The sequence below is a fragment of the Sphaerimonospora mesophila genome, assembly GCF_001417795.1.
In the GTDB taxonomy this organism is placed as follows: Bacteria; Actinomycetota; Actinomycetes; order Streptosporangiales; family Streptosporangiaceae; genus Sphaerimonospora; species Sphaerimonospora mesophila.
In genome coordinates, this window is the sequence record NZ_BCBX01000033.1 from 225,685 (window position 1) to 240,354 (window position 14,670).

13 protein-coding genes and 1 pseudogene are annotated in these 14,670 nt (G+C 70.9%); 13 read left to right on the top strand and 1 reads right to left on the bottom strand.

Annotated features, from left to right (window positions below):
- Positions 1-191, top strand: a pseudogene (locus AP234_RS38545) (hypothetical protein); the annotation flags it as partial.
- Between the two features lie 418 nt (positions 192-609).
- Positions 610-1,401 (top strand): bifunctional hydroxymethylpyrimidine kinase/phosphomethylpyrimidine kinase, encoded by a 792-nt coding sequence (gene thiD, locus AP234_RS11025; RefSeq protein WP_200926405.1) that lies wholly within the window; start codon positions 610-612, stop codon positions 1,399-1,401.
- A gap of 88 nt (positions 1,402-1,489) precedes the next feature.
- On the opposite strand, the gene rpmB is transcribed toward thiD, so the two are convergent.
- Positions 1,490-1,675, bottom strand: coding sequence for a 50S ribosomal protein L28 (gene rpmB / locus AP234_RS11030; protein ID WP_055479499.1), 186 nt, complete (start codon positions 1,673-1,675; stop codon positions 1,490-1,492).
- Between the two features lie 253 nt (positions 1,676-1,928).
- On the opposite strand from rpmB, the gene recG reads away from it, so the two are divergent.
- From recG to ftsY, 11 genes are all read left to right on the top strand, one after another.
- A complete protein-coding gene (recG, locus tag AP234_RS11035; RefSeq protein WP_152990355.1) occupies positions 1,929-4,112 on the top strand; it encodes an ATP-dependent DNA helicase RecG in 2,184 nt (727 codons plus the stop codon).
- 433 nt (positions 4,113-4,545) lie between these two features.
- Positions 4,546-5,118: a 16S rRNA (guanine(966)-N(2))-methyltransferase RsmD gene (gene rsmD / locus AP234_RS11040; protein WP_055479501.1), complete on the top strand. Its 573-nt coding sequence runs from the start codon at positions 4,546-4,548 to the stop codon at positions 5,116-5,118.
- 15 nt (positions 5,119-5,133) lie between these two features.
- On the top strand, positions 5,134-5,610 hold the full coding sequence (gene coaD / locus AP234_RS11045) for a pantetheine-phosphate adenylyltransferase (protein WP_055479502.1): 477 nt from the start codon (positions 5,134-5,136) through the stop codon (positions 5,608-5,610).
- A gap of 89 nt (positions 5,611-5,699) precedes the next feature.
- Positions 5,700-6,275 (top strand): YceD family protein, encoded by a 576-nt coding sequence (locus AP234_RS11050; RefSeq protein ID WP_055479503.1) that lies wholly within the window; start codon positions 5,700-5,702, stop codon positions 6,273-6,275.
- Between the two features lies 1 nt (position 6,276).
- Complete coding sequence (gene rpmF / locus AP234_RS11055; RefSeq protein ID WP_055479504.1) at positions 6,277-6,456, top strand: 50S ribosomal protein L32; 180 nt, start codon at positions 6,277-6,279, stop codon at positions 6,454-6,456.
- A gap of 366 nt (positions 6,457-6,822) precedes the next feature.
- Complete coding sequence (gene rnc, locus AP234_RS11060; RefSeq protein WP_235558128.1) at positions 6,823-7,542, top strand: ribonuclease III; 720 nt, start codon at positions 6,823-6,825, stop codon at positions 7,540-7,542.
- A gap of 3 nt (positions 7,543-7,545) precedes the next feature.
- On the top strand, positions 7,546-8,454 hold the full coding sequence (mutM, locus tag AP234_RS11065; protein ID WP_055479506.1) for a bifunctional DNA-formamidopyrimidine glycosylase/DNA-(apurinic or apyrimidinic site) lyase: 909 nt from the start codon (positions 7,546-7,548) through the stop codon (positions 8,452-8,454).
- Positions 8,455-8,614: 160 nt separating this feature from the next.
- Positions 8,615-8,884: an acylphosphatase gene (locus tag AP234_RS11070; RefSeq protein ID WP_055479705.1), complete on the top strand. Its 270-nt coding sequence runs from the start codon at positions 8,615-8,617 to the stop codon at positions 8,882-8,884.
- A gap of 188 nt (positions 8,885-9,072) precedes the next feature.
- Positions 9,073-9,267 carry a hypothetical protein gene (locus AP234_RS34850; protein ID WP_083501994.1) on the top strand — a complete coding sequence of 65 codons (195 nt, stop codon included), beginning with the start codon at positions 9,073-9,075 and terminating at the stop codon, positions 9,265-9,267.
- Positions 9,268-9,548: 281 nt separating this feature from the next.
- Positions 9,549-13,259 (top strand): chromosome segregation protein SMC, encoded by a 3,711-nt coding sequence (gene smc, locus AP234_RS11080; RefSeq protein ID WP_055479508.1) that lies wholly within the window; start codon positions 9,549-9,551, stop codon positions 13,257-13,259.
- Between the two features lie 126 nt (positions 13,260-13,385).
- Entirely contained in the window at positions 13,386-14,540 is a 1,155-nt protein-coding gene (gene ftsY, locus AP234_RS11085) for a signal recognition particle-docking protein FtsY (RefSeq protein WP_431998471.1), read from the top strand.
- The last annotated feature ends 130 nt before the right edge of the window (positions 14,541-14,670 follow it).

Here is a 14,670-nt window from a genome sequence, read left to right on the forward strand (position 1 = left end):
GCCACCGCCGCCTGGCCCGCGACTACGAGCGCCAGCCAGCCACGGCAGAGGCCATGATCCGATGGGCCGCGATCAGCGGCATGACCCGCCGCCTGACGCGGGGATGCGCTGCAACTCGTCAGCAGCGCATCACCCTCGCTCATCCAGCGGAGGAACCCTTCTCAAACACGCTCTTAGATAATCGCCGGTAGCGGCCCAGTCAGGCGAACGTTCTCTCCACGATCCACCGACGAGGGACCACCGTGATCGCCGGTAGCTCGTGCGGGGACGCACCTGTCTTCGCCCAGGTACGCCGGTTGCCGCCGTCGCGACGTACCACGATCTGCATCCCCAGCACATCGTGCGCCCAGCCGATAAACCGGCTCCCGCAGTAGTCCTGGTCGGCCCATAGGTGCCGCAGCGGGGAACCGCTGCACGGTGTGGTACAGCAGCACCATCGCACCATCCCAGTCGTTGGCGTTGGCCGGGCTGACACACGCGCGCAAGACCAGGCCGAGCGTCGCTGGGACGCCCGTAGGGTGATCTGTGATGGGTATGGGACTGCGAGGCGTGGTGAGGCAACCTCCCCGAGTTCTGAAGGCGTGTCTGACCTTTTGGGAGGATGAGGGCATGATGACCACACCTCCGCTTGTGCTGACGATCGCGGGCTCGGACTCCGGCGGGGGCGCCGGGATCCAGGCCGACCTCAAGACGATGCTGGCCCTTGGCGTTCACGGCATGAGCGTGATCGCCGCGGTGACCGCGCAGAACTCACTGGGCGTCCAGGGCTACTGGGAGCTTCCGCCGGAGGCCGTACGGGCCCAGCTCGATTCCGTGCTCGGCGACATCGGGGCACAGGCGATCAAGACGGGCATGCTGGCGTCCACGGTGCTGGTGGAGACCGTCGCCGAGGTGCTCGCCGGCGTGTCCGTCCCCGTGGTGGTCGACCCGGTCGGGGTCTCCAAGCACGGCGACAGCCTGCTCGCCCCTGAGGCGGTGGAGACGGTCAAGGCCCGCCTGCTGCCGGTCGCGACCGTCGTCACCCCCAACCTGTGGGAGGTCGAGCAGCTCACCGGGGTGAAGGTCGAGGGCGAGGACGACCTGCCGCGGGCGGCGGAGGCGGTGCTGGCCCTGGGGCCGAAGTGGGCGCTCATCAAGGGCGGCCACCTTCCCGGCGAGCCGGTCGACCTGCTCACCGACGGGACCGCCGCGCATCGTTTCACGGCCGAGCGCCTCGACAACCGGCACACCCACGGGACGGGCTGCACGCTCGCCTCCGCGATCGCGTCCTACCTCGCCCTGGGCGAGGACGTGCCCGGTGCGGTACGGCAGGCCAAGGACTACATCACGGGCGCCATCGCCGGTGGCTTCCCCCTGGGCGGCGGCATCGGGCCCGTCGACCACGCCTGGCGCCGGCGATAGCCGTCGGGTCGCCGGCCGGCGACGGCCGGAACACGCGAGAGCCCGTCACCGGACGCCGGTGACGGGCTCGGACGAGATATGAGTCTCCTCAGCGGGAGACCTTGCCCGCCTTGATGCAGGAGGTGCACACGTTCATACGCTTCGGCGTGCCGTTGACCATCGCACGCACGGTCTGGATGTTGGGGTTCCAGCGGCGGCGGGTGCGCCGATGCGAGTGCGAGATGTTGTTGCCGAAAATCGGCTTCTTGGCGCAGACGTCGCAGACGGAGGCCACGGTAATCGCTCCTTCGATTCAGTCGATCGGCCCGGCGCCGCTGCAACGGCTCGTCCGAGCAATGCCGGGAACAACCGGCTGGCCGAACAAGAATATCCGATGCCGGGAGGGTGACGCCAAACGGCGACCCCGGCCAACCCGGAAACCTCGTACCTGCCCACGTTAGCGCATCGGAGCGTAACGGCGTGCGCCGGTGCGGAGAAGCGGCCTGGGTGCGCCGGAATGTCGGCGAGTCCGGGTAGTAATGGGTGCCGTGACGAGGTTCGATGAGCCGCTCAAGCGAGCGCTGGGCCGTACGGCCTCCCCGCTGGAGGCCGCGTTGGGCATCTCCACGGTCGGCGAGCTGCTGCGACACTACCCCAGACGCTACGCACGGCGCGGCGAGCTGACGCCGATCGCCTCGCTGGAGCACGACGACCACGTGACCGTCGTCGGCCGCGTGTCGGCGGTGATGCGCCGTCCCATGAAGAACCGGCAGGGCACGTGGCTGGACGTCGAGGTGAGCGACGGCAAGGACAAGCTGCACCTCGCCTTCTTCGGCAAGGGGTCGCACGCGGCGGAGCAGCGGCTGAGGCCGGGCGCCGAGGCGATGTTCTCCGGCAAGGTCAACGTCTTCCGCACGCCGCGGACCAGGCGCGTGTCGCTGACCCATCCCGAGTACGAGTCGTTCGACGAGACGGAGGCGACGGCCGAGGAGTTCGCGAACGTGCCGGTGCCGATCTATCCCTCGGCCCAGGGCCTGGCCAGTTGGAAGATCGCCCGGGCCGTGCGCACCGTGCTCGACGTCCTCGACGTGCTCGACGACCCGATCCCGGACGAGGTACGGCACCGCCACGGGCTGCCCGGCCTCGAGACGGCGCTGCGCCGGATCCACCGGCCGAGGGACCCGGAGGAGATTGACAGCGCCAGACGGCGGCTGAAGTTCGACGAGGCGTTCCTGCTCCAGGCCGCGCTGGTGCGCCGGCGGATGGCCGCCTCGGCCTCCCCGGCCCGGCCCCGTCCCCGGCGGGACGACGGGCTGCTGAGCGAGTTCGACCGGGGGCTGCCGTTCCGGCTCACCGAGGGGCAGCGGCAGGTCGGCGAGGAGATCGCCGCCGATCTGGCCGAGGACCATCCCATGCACCGGCTGCTGCAGGGCGAGGTCGGCGCGGGCAAGACCGTGGTGGCGCTGCGCGCCATGCTCCAGGTGGCCGACTCCGGCGGCCAGGCCGTGCTGCTCGCCCCGACCGAGGTGCTGGCCCAGCAGCACCACCGGTCGATCAGGAAGATGCTCGGCGACCTCGGCACCGGCGGCATGTTCGGCGGGACGGGCGTGGCCCTGCTCACCGGGTCGATGGGCGCGGCCGCGCGCAGGGCCGCCCTGCTCGATGTGGCCTCCGGCGCGGCCGGGATAGTGATCGGCACCCACGCCCTGCTGCAGGAGCACGTCCAGTTCGCCGATCTCGGCCTGGTGGTCGTGGACGAGCAGCACAGGTTCGGGGTCGAGCAGCGTGACGCGCTGCGGGAGAAGGGCGGGGGCGGCCGGCCCCACATCCTGGTGATGACCGCCACCCCGATCCCGCGCACGGTCGCGATGACCGTCTTCGGCGACCTGGAGGTGTCCACGCTGGCCCAGCTCCCGGCGGGCCGCGCCCCGATCACGACGCACGTCGTCCCGGCGGCGGAGAAGCCGCACTTCCTCGACCGGGCCTGGGAGCGGGTGCGTGAGGAGGTCGGCCTGGGCCGGCAGGCGTACGTCGTGTGCCCCAGGATCGGCGACCAGGAGGGCGACGAGGGCGACATCGCGAAGGACGAGCGCACCGACGGGGCAGAGGGGGAGCGCCGGCCGCCGTTGGCGGTGCTCGATGTCGCGGAGAGCCTCACCGAGGGTGCCCTGCGGGGGCTGCGGGTCGAGGTGCTGCACGGCAAGCTCGCACCGGAGGACAAGGACGCGGTGATGGGTGGCTTCGCCCGGGGAGAGGTGGACGTGCTGGTCGCGACCACGGTCATCGAGGTCGGCGTCGACGTGCCGAACGCGTCCGCCATGGTGATCATGGATGCCGACCGGTTCGGCGTCAGCCAGCTCCACCAGCTCCGCGGCCGGGTGGGCCGGGGCGGGCTGCCCGGACTGTGCCTGCTCGTGACCGAGGCGCCGGAGGGCACCCAGGCGCGCCGGCGGCTCGACGCTGTGGCGGCGACCCTGGACGGCTTCGAGCTGTCCCGGGTGGACCTGGAGCAGCGCCGGGAGGGCGACGTCCTCGGGGTGGCGCAGTCCGGCCGCAGGTCCTCGCTGAAGATGCTGCGGCTCCTCGAGGACGAGGACGTCATCGAGTCGGCGCGGTCCGAGGCCGTCGCGGTGCTGGGCGCCGATCCCGAGCTGGCCGCCTGGCCCGCGCTGCGCGCCGAGCTCGACGCGCTGGTGGCGGGCGAGCAGGCGGAGTTCCTCGAGAAGACGTGACCCGCGGGCGTGACGACCCGCGAACGGCCATCGGTTTCCAAAAAGGCGGCGCACGAAAGGCGCGAACAGCCGCGAAAGGCGCGAACAGAACGGTGCGAAAAGAACGGCGTGAGCAGAATTCCGTCGACGGCGCGGGTGAACGGAACGGGCGAGTAGAACGCCGTGAAATGACCCAGGGCCCGACCTTGGGACGGCCTCCCCCCGAATGCCGTCCCCGGCCGGGCCCACCCCCGGGTCAGGTGCCGAGGGCGCCGACGTGCGGAAGGGCTCACGTTCACGTCGGCCGACCTTCCCCTGGGTCACGTTGAAGGCCGCAGAACTCATCATGCTGACGGGGGCGGCCGCGCGATACCGCACTTACGTATTCCTCGCCGTCGCTTGCCCACTCTTGACCTGCGGCGCGTCCCACACCGGATCACGGCACAATGAACGGGTGACGCGGGTGATCGCAGGGATCGCAGGAGGCCGCAGGCTCGCCGTGCCCCCGGGGAGGGGGACGCGGCCGACGAGCGACCGGACGAGGGAGGCGCTGTTCGCCACGGTCGGCTCGGTGCTCGGCCCGCTCGACGGGGCCAGAGTCCTCGATCTGTACGCGGGATCGGGCGCCGTGGGCCTGGAAGGCCTCAGCAGGGGAGCGGCGCACGCGCTGCTCGTGGAGTCGGACGCGAGAGCCGTACGCACGATCAGGGAGAACATCGCGGCGCTCGGCCTGCCGGGCGCGGTGCTCCGGCAGGAGAAGGCCGAGCGGGTGGTGAGCAGGCCGTGTGAGGATCCGTACGACTTCGTCTTCGCCGACCCGCCCTACTCCGTCGCCGACGACGTGGTCGCCAGGGTGCTGGAGGCGCTGCGGGACAACGGCTGGCTGGCGGACGGCGCACTCGTCGCGGTGGAACGTGAGTCCAGGGGTAAGGACCTGGTGTGGCCACAAGGGTTCGAGGAAGGCAGGGTCCGACGATACGGAGAAGCGGCCGTTTGGTACGGTCGCGCAGCAGCCAGGAACCCGTGAAACTGGGGGTGCGCCTTGCGTCGCGTCGTCTGCCCGGGGTCGTTCGACCCAGTGACCAACGGACATCTTGACATCATCGGTCGTACGTCACGACTGTACGACGAGGTCGTCGTGGCCGTCGGGGTCAACGTCGAGAAGCAGGGGCTGTTCGACGTCGGGGAACGCATCCGAATGCTGGAAGCGGTGACCAAGGAGTACGGAAACGTCCGCGTGGAGAAGTTCCACGGTCTCCTGGTCGACTTCTGCCGCAGGCAGGAGATCCCGACCATCGTGAAGGGCCTGCGCGCGGTCAGCGACTTCGACTACGAGTTGCAGATGGCCCAGCTCAACTATCGGATGTCCGGCGTGGAGACGCTGTTCATGTCCACCAACCCCGAGTACTCCTTCCTGTCGTCGAGCCGGCTGAAGGAGATCGCGCGGTACGGCGGGGACGTGTCCGGGCTGGTCCCCGACCTCGTGCGCGAGCTGCTCGTCGAACGGCTCAGGGGTTGAGCCGTGCGGGCGAGAGGGCCGGGGCTGGTATTCTTGCTTCTCAGCCTTGCACGACGGCGGTGATTCGCCATGCCTAACGCGAGAACAGGATGACTGCGCACAGCCTCGATCCCCGGGCCCCTTGGGTGCTCTCAACCCACGACCTGGGTCGCCGGCCGGGGTCCATGCGCAGGCTCAACCCGACGCTCCCGGCACCGGCGGACCTCGCGGTCGGAATGATCGGCGTTCCCAAGGACGCCGACGTCGAGCTGGACATCCGGCTCGAGGCGGTGATGGAGGGCGTGCTCGTGACGGGCACGGCGCGGGCTCCGCTCAGCGGCGAATGCTCGCGCTGCCTGGAACCGTTGGCCTCGCAGACCGAGGTCGACTTCCAGGAGCTCTACTTCTACTCGGCGGAGGCCGTGTTTCCCGATGGAGGCGCGGGCGGCGAGGACGATCTGTTCCTCGACGGCGAGTTGCTCGATCTCGAGCCGGTATTCCGTGACGCGGTGGTGCTCGCGCTGCCGCTGAGCCCGGTATGTGAGGATGACTGCCCCGGGCTCTGTGTGGAGTGCGGCGTCAGGCTGGCCGAGGCCGGCCCAGACCACCGGCACGAGAAGATCGACTCACGCTGGGCGACGCTGCAGGGTTTGGAACTGGACAACGAAGACGATCAGGAGGGTTGACGTGGCCGTCCCCAAGCGGAAGATGTCGCGGAGCAACACCCGCCACCGCAGGTCTCAGTGGAAGGCTGCCGCCGTCGCGCTCGTGAACTGCCCGCAGTGTCACTCGCCCAGGCGCCCGCACACGGCCTGCCCGACCTGTGGCACCTACAACCGCCGCCAGGTGGTCGAGCCGTCGGCCTGATCGGCCGTAGGCGTGGGGCAGTCAGGCGTACAGCGAAAACAGGCGTACAGGGGGCGCCGGCCGGATCGTCGAACGACCCGGTCGGCGCTACCTTGCTTTCAGAGTTTTGTAGCACTTGCAGTAGGGCTTCCACACACGCGCACGCGGTCGGTGGCCGGACGGAGGGGAATTTCGGAACGTGCCCGCGGCCGTGGTGGACGCCGGGGCCCCGTGAACCGATTGATCGGTGAACCGGTGGCCCGGCGTCCACCACGCCTTCGGGCTCTCCCGACGATCCATCTGCCCGCCGTGCTCGACTGGGCCCTGCCGCGGGACGAGTAGGGAGTGAGACCGGTGGGCGCAGCATCGGGCGGTAAGCCGGTGGCCGTGGAGGTCGCCAGAGACGAGCTGGAGCAGGTACTCGACGTCCGGCTCAGCACGGACATCCTCGAGCGGGCGCTGACGCATCGCTCGTACGCGTACGAGAACGGCGGGCTGCCGACGAACGAGCGCCTGGAGTTCCTGGGCGACTCGGTCCTCGGCCTCGTCGTCACCGACACGCTGTTTCGCAACCATCCCGACCTGCCCGAGGGGCAGCTCGCCAAGCTCCGTGCCGCGGTCGTCAACATGCGGGCGCTGGCCGACGTCGCGAGGACGCTCGACCTGGGCAAGTATCTGCGGCTCGGCCGGGGCGAGGAGGGCACGGGCGGGCGCGACAAGTCGTCGATCCTGGCCGACACGCTGGAGGCGCTGATCGGGACGGTCTACGTCGACAAGGGCCTGGACGAGGCGTTCCGGGTCGTCCACCTGCTCTTCGACGCGCTCATCAAGCGGTCGGCCTCGCTCGGCGCCGGGCTCGACTGGAAGACGTCCCTGCAGGAGCTGACCGCCGCCGAGGCGCTCGGAGTGCCCGAGTACCACGTCGACGAGAGCGGCCCCGACCACGCCAAGTCGTTCGTGGCCACGGTGCGCGTCGGCGGCAGGGAGTACGGCAAGGGCGCCGGGCGCAGCAAGAAGGAGGCCGAGCAGCAGGCCGCCGAGGCCGCCTGGACCGCGATCCGCGCGATGCGCGAGGCCAAGGAGGCCGCGGAGATCGGACAGGGCTGACGGATGCCCGAACTGCCCGAGGTCGAGGTCGTCCGGCGGGGACTCGAACGCTGGGTGGCCGGCCGGACCGTCGCATCGGCCGAGGTCCTGCACCCGCGCGCCGTCCGCAGGAACGACGGCAGCCTGCCCGACCGGCTCAAGGGCCGGACGGTCGAATCCGTCGAGCGCCGCGGCAAGTACCTGTGGCTGCCGCTGCGCGACGACCTGCGGAGCGACGACGGGCGGGCCGAAGGCCCGCATGCCGAAGGCGCGGAGGAGGCGCTCATCGCCCACCTGGGCATGAGCGGTCAGCTCCTGGTCGTGGATCCCCTCGCACCGATGGAGAAGCACCTGCGGGTGCGGCTTTCGTTCACGGACGGCGGCCCGGAGCTGCGCTTCGTCGACCAGCGCACCTTCGGCCATCTGCTGGTCGCGCCCATGGCCGTACGGCTGCCGCGCCCGGTGCCCGAGCCGATCGCGCACATCGCGCCCGACCCGCTGGAGGGCGCGTTCGACGACGAGGAGTTCGCGGCCAGGTTACGGCTGCGCCGTACCGGACTGAAGCGGGCGCTGCTGGACCAGTCGTTGATCAGCGGGGTGGGCAACATCTACGCGGACGAGGCGCTGTGGCGGGCACGTCTGCATTGGGCCAGGCCCACCGAGACGCTGACCCGTCCCAAGATCGCCGAGCTGCTGTCGGCGGTCCGTGCGGTGATGACCGAGGCGCTGGCGCAGGGCGGCACCTCGTTCGACAGCCTGTACGTCAACGTCAACGGTGAGAGCGGCTACTTCGACCGGTCGCTCGCCGTGTACGGCAGGCAGGATCGGCCCTGCCCCCGCTGTGGGGCGCCGATCAGGCGGGAGGCGTTCATGAACAGGTCGTCCTACAGCTGTCCGAAATGTCAGCCTCGACCCAGGAACGCCCGTCCATAACGATGGCGGGTTCATTCGTGGGAGATTTCTCACACAATCGGAATTTCTCCAAGGCGCGGAAGAGCGCCCGGTGGAAGCCGTGGTCCTCCGGGCGGGCCTCGCCGGCGCTCGGGAGGACCCCGGCGTGCGGCGCGCGCGACCGGTTTGGATACTGGTAACCATGATTCGGCTGACCGCATGGGTCCGGGGACGGGTGCAGGGCGTCGGGTTCCGCTGGTGGACCCGGGCCAGGGCGCTCGAGCTCGGGCTGTCCGGGTGGGCCGCGAACCTCGTCGACGGGAGAGTCGAGGTCGTGGCCGAAGGTCCCCGGGAATCGTGCGAGAAGCTTCTCGAGGCGTTACGTGGCGGAGACACGCCCGGCCAGGTGGAGGGGGTAGTCGAGCGATGGAGCGTCGCTAAGGGAAGTATGGCCGGGTTTGTAGAGAGGTAGGCCTTCCCTCAAACCCCCCAAATCAGGTATATTTACCTGTCGAGAGTGCCCACCGGCCGTCTGTGCGGAGCGTTCAACTTGACCGACTCCATTGCCGGTGCGACTCTTGAGAGGAACCACGCGCACCCCTCCCGCGGTATAGAAGTGCGCGAACCAGTCTGGTCACTCAGCGTGGAGGACCCTTTACTATGGCGAAGGCTCTACTCGGCCACGTCGGCGGTCCTGACCCTCGGATGATCTCGGAAATGCGCCGTCTCCAGCAGCGCGTCCGTGATCTGGAGGCAGAACTTACCCGGCTCCAGGCGCAGAACGACGCGCTCGCGGCGCAAGCTCGTGACGAAGCCCTGGCCCGGCTGCAGGATCGCGAGCCGGTTCTCACCTGAGAACCGGCGAGGGATTGGGAAACACGGATTGTAGGGACGCCCCGCAAAGGCGTCCCTTGCCATTTCCGGCCTCCGCTTCCGCCCTTTCGTCATCTTTTTTCCGCACGGAACCGCCCGTGTGGCATCCCTGTGCACCCGCCCGATGGCCGCCGATTTCCTGCTCCGGCCGTCCGTACGAGACGGGACGAGGGCCGGGCTCGCCAGGCGTATGCCATGTTTCGCGGCGGAGGGGGCGATAGTCTTCCCCAGAACGCCGTGGCGAGGGGAGGGGGCGGCACAGGTTGTATCTGAAGACCCTGACCCTGCGCGGCTTCAAATCCTTCGCCTCCGCGACCACCCTGCGGTTCGAGCCCGGCATCACCTGCGTGGTGGGCCCCAACGGCTCCGGCAAGTCCAACGTCGTCGACGCCCTCGCCTGGGTGATGGGCGAGCACAGCGCCAAGTCGCTGCGCGGCGGCAAGATGGAGGACGTCATCTTCGCCGGCACCTCGAGCCGGCCGCCGCTCGGCCGGGCCGAGGTCACGCTGACCATCGACAACACCGACGGTGCGCTCCCCATCGACTACACCGAGGTGACGATCAGCCGGCTGATGTTCCGGTCCGGCCAGAGCGAATACGCCATCAACGGCGACACCTGCCGTCTGCTCGACATCCAGGAACTGCTGTCCGACTCCGGCATCGGCCGGGAGATGCACGTCATCGTCGGTCAGGGCCAGCTCGACCAGGTGCTGCACGCCGGCCCGGAGGACCGCAGGGCGTTCATCGAGGAGGCGGCGGGCGTACTCAAGCACCGCAAGCGCAAGGAGAAGGCGCTTCGCAAGCTCGACGCGATGCAGGCGAACCTGACGCGCGTCCAGGACCTCGTCGCCGAGTTGCGTCGTCAGCTCAAGCCGCTCGGCCGCCAGGCGGAGATCGCCAGGAAGGCCGCGGTGATCCAGGCCGACCTGCGGGACGCACGCCTGCGCCTGCTCGCCGACGACGTGGTGACCCTGCGCGACACGCTGCGGCGGGAGGAGGCCGACGAGGCTGCCGTACAGGCCCGGCGCTCCCGCGTCGAGACCGAGCTGTCCGAGGCGCAGCGGCGGGAGGCCGAGCTGGAGGTCGCGGAGAACGAGGCCCAGCCGCGTCTGAAGGCGGCGCAGGAGACGTTCTACCGGCTGTCGGCCCTGCGGGAGCGGCTGCGCGGCGTGGAGAGCCTCGCGGCCGAACGGCAGCGGCACGCGGCGGACGCGGCCTCGATCGAGCGCAGGGGACGCGACCCCGAGGACCTGGAGCGGGAGGCTGCCGAGGTCAGCGAGCAGGAGCGGGCGCTGTCGGAGGAGCTGGAGGAGGCGCGCGAGCGGCTGGCGGCGGCCGTGGAGATCCGGGCCGAGGCCGAGGACGCGCTGGCCGCCGAGGAACGGCGGCTGGCCGCGGCGGCGCGGGCCGCCGCCGACCGGCGCGAGGCCCTCGCCCGGCTCCGGGGCCAGGTCGAGTCGGCCCGCAGCCGCGCCCGCGCCGCGACCGAGGAGGTCGGGCGGCTCGCCAAGGCCCTCGACGAGGCCCGGCAGCGCGCCGAGCGTGCGCAGGCGGAGCACGACGCGCAGGAGCTGAGCGAACCGGCCGCCGACCCCGAACTGGCCGCCGAGCTGGCCGCGGCCGAGGAGGGCGTCGACCTCGCCCGGGCCGCCGTCGAGGAGGCCAGGGCCGTGGCGGCGCAGGCGGAGGCGGTGGTGGACGAGGCGCGCGCGGCGCTGGCCGCGCCCCGCGAGGCGATGGCCGCCGCCGGCAAGGCCGTCGCCACGGCACGCGCCGCCGACCAGGAGTCGCAGCGGACGGTGGCCGCCCTGCAGGCACGGTGCGAGGCGCTGGAGATGAGCCTCGCGGGCGGGGCCGACGGAGCCGCCACGCTGCTCGGCGCCGGCCTGCCCGGAGTGCTCGGCCCGATCGCGGCCCTGCTGACGGTCGAGTCCGGGGCGGAGACGGCACTCGCGGCGGTGCTCGCGGTCGACGGTGTGGCGGTGGCCTCGCTGACGGCGGCAGTGACCGCGGTCGAGCATCTCCGCGACTGCGGCGGCGGCCGCTCGGCCCTCCTCATCGCGGCCGACGTGGAGGGAGGCACGCGGCGGACGGCGGAACCACCGGTCGCGGGCGCCGACTGGGCGGCCGACCTGGTGAGCGCGCCCGAGGGACTCCGCCCGTCGATCGAGGCCCTTCTGGCGGACGTGGTCGTCGTCCCCGACCTGCTCACGGCCCGCAAGGTCGTGGACCTGAGGCCCGAGCTGAGGGCGGTCACCCGGGCCGGTGACGTGCTCGGCGCGCATGCGGCACGCGGCGGCTCGGCCGGCGAGACCTCGGCACTGCAGATGCGCCGCGCGCTGGACGAGGCGGCGGCCGAGCTGGCCGCGGCGCGGGCGGCCGCCGATGGGCACGCGGAGGCGCTGGCCGAGGCCGTGGCAGCGGAGGAGGAGTGCCGGCTCGCGGTCGAGGCGGCCCAGGCCGGGGTGGCCGAGGCGAGCAGCGGTGTGAGCGCCGCCCAGAACGGCGTCAACAGCGCCCAGAGCGGACTGAACGCCGCCCAGGCCGTGCTCGACGGCCTGCGCGGCAGGCAGCGGGACGCGGACAGGAAGGCGGCCGACGCGGCCAAGCATCTCGCCCGCCTGGAGGCCGCCGTCAAGGCCGCGCAGGACGAGGCCGCCCGGCTGGCCAGGGCCGTACGGGACGCCGAGGAGGCGGGGGAGGCGGCTCAGGCGGGCGTCGTGGAGCTGGAGGAGCGGCTCGCCGAGGAGGAGTACGCGGCCGAGCCGGAGGTCGAGCCGACCACCGACGTGAGGGACGAGCTGGCCGCGACCTGCGGGGTCGCCCGACAGGCCGAGATGGAGGCCAGGCTCACCGTACGCACCGCCGAGGAACGGGTCAGGGGCATCGCCGGCCGCGCGGAAGGGCTGCTGCGCGCCGCCCGGCGGGAGCGTGAGGAGCGTGCCAACGCGGCGGCCGAGCGGGCGCGCCGCCGGGCGCAGGCCCGGACCGCCGCCGCCGTGGTCGAGGGCGCCCGGACCGCGCTGCTGGCTCTGGAGAACTCCCTGGCCGCGGCGGCCGGAGAGCGCGACGATGCGGAGCGGGCGCGCGGAGAGATCGACGCCGAGCTCAAGGCGGTGCGGCTGCGCGTGCGCGAGCTCGGCGCCGAGCTGGACTCCCTGGTCAACCGGGTGCACGGCAGCGAGATGGCCAGGACGGAGCGGCGGCTGCGGCTGGAGCAGATGGAGCAGCGGGCGATGGAGGAGTTCGGCCTCGAGGTCGAACCGCTGCTCGCCGAATACGGACCGGATGTCCCGGTGCCGGGCGAGCCGCCGGTGCCGTACGTCCGTGCGGAGCAGGAGAAGCGGGCCAGGACGGCCGAGCGGCAGATGGCCCAGCTCGGCAAGGTCAACCCGCTCGCGCTGGAGGAGTTCGCCGCGCTGGAGGAACGGCACGCGTTCCTCACCTCCCAGCTGGAGGACCTCAAGAAGACCCGTAAGGATCTCCTGCTCGTCGTGAAGGAGGTCGACGAGCGGGTCGAGCAGGTGTTCGCCGCGGCCTACGAGGACGTGGCGCGGGAGTTCGCGCAGATCTTCCAGCGGGTGTTCCCCGGAGGCGAGGGGCGGCTGATGCTGACCGACCCGAGCGACATGCTCACCACGGGGGTGGAGGTGGAGGCCCGGCCCCCGGGTAAGAAGGTCAAGCGGCTGTCCCTGCTGTCCGGCGGAGAGCGGTCGCTGACGGCGGTGGCCTTCCTCATCTCCATCTTCAAGGCGCGTCCGTCGCCGTTCTACGTGATGGACGAGGTCGAGGCGGCCCTTGACGACACCAACACCCAGCGCCTGCTGACCCTTTTCGAGGAGCTGCGGCAGAGCTCCCAGCTCATCGTGATCACGCACCAGAAACGCACGATGGAGATCGCCGACGCGTTGTACGGCGTGTCGATGCGGGGTGACGGCGTCACCCAGGTCGTGAGCCAGCGGCTGCGAGACTGATCGGCTCCCGCCGTGCGGTGGCACATCCGGTGCGGACGCGGCGAGGCACGCTGGGTGCGATGACGAGAGCATGGCGGCTCGTCTGGGAAACTGCATGGTGTGGACGCATACGTAGGCATAATCGTGATGGTGATCTCCATCGCCGTCCTGGCGGTGGGGAGCGTGTTCCTGCTGCTCCGGCCCAAGGGCAAGGGACTCCCGCCCGTGGAGGCGCCGCCGGAGCCGCCCGCGCCCACGCTTGAGGAACCCGCCAAGGCGGGCCTGGGCGAAGCGGAGGGCGGTGCGACGACGACGCTGCCTCCTCCGCCGGTCGCTCCGGTCGAGGAACTGCTCAAGGCTCCGGAGATCGAGATCCCGCTGCCGTCCGCGGGCCGGATGGTACGGCTGCGCAGCAGGTTGGCCCGATCCCAGAACGTGCTCGGCCGCGGTCTGCTCGAACTGCTGTCCCGGGACCGTCTCGACGACGATGTGTGGGACGAGATCGAGGAGACGCTGATCACCGCCGACATCGGCGTGTCCACCACCCGCGCGATGGTGGAGGACCTGCGTACGAAGGTCAAGGTGCTCGGCACGCGCAGCCCCGACGAGGTGCGCAAGCTGCTCAGGGAGGAGCTGCTCACCCAGGTCTCGCCGGATCTCGACCGGGCCCTGCGTACGGAGGCTCACGGCGAGCGCCCGGCGGTCGTCCTCGTGGTGGGCGTCAACGGCACCGGCAAGACCACCACGTCGGGCAAGCTGGCCCGGGTGCTGGTCGGCGACGGCAAGAAGGTCGTGCTCGGCGCGGCCGACACGTTCCGGGCGGCCGCGACCGACCAGCTCCAGACGTGGGGCGACCGGGTCGGCGCCGCGACCGTGCGCGGTCCCGAGGGCGGCGACCCCGCGTCCGTGGCGTTCGACGCGGTGGCCAAGGGCATCGAGGACAAGGTGGACACCGTCATCATCGACACGGCCGGTCGCCTGCACACGAAGACCGGGCTGATGGACGAGCTGGGCAAGGTCAAGCGGGTCATCGAGAAGAAGGCCACGGTCGATGAGGTGCTGCTGGTCCTCGACGCGACCACCGGGCAGAACGGCATGCGCCAGGCCCAGGTGTTCGCCGAGGTGGTCAACGTGACCGGCATCGCCCTGACCAAGCTGGACGGCACCGCCAAGGGCGGCATCGTCATCTCGGTGCAGCGTGAGCTCGGTGTCCCGGTCAAGCTGGTCGGCCTGGGCGAGGGCCCCGACGACCTGGCTCCCTTCGATCCGGAGGTGTTCGTCGACGCCATCCTGGGAGACTGACCGCCAGGTTTGTCCAAATCCGGACATTTGTGTGTCAGGGCTTGTTACTAGATCGAGTTCGTGTTGGGATTTCTCTCGTTTGTCGGATGATCGGGAGAGGTCAGCATGAAGAAGGTCATCGTCCACAAGC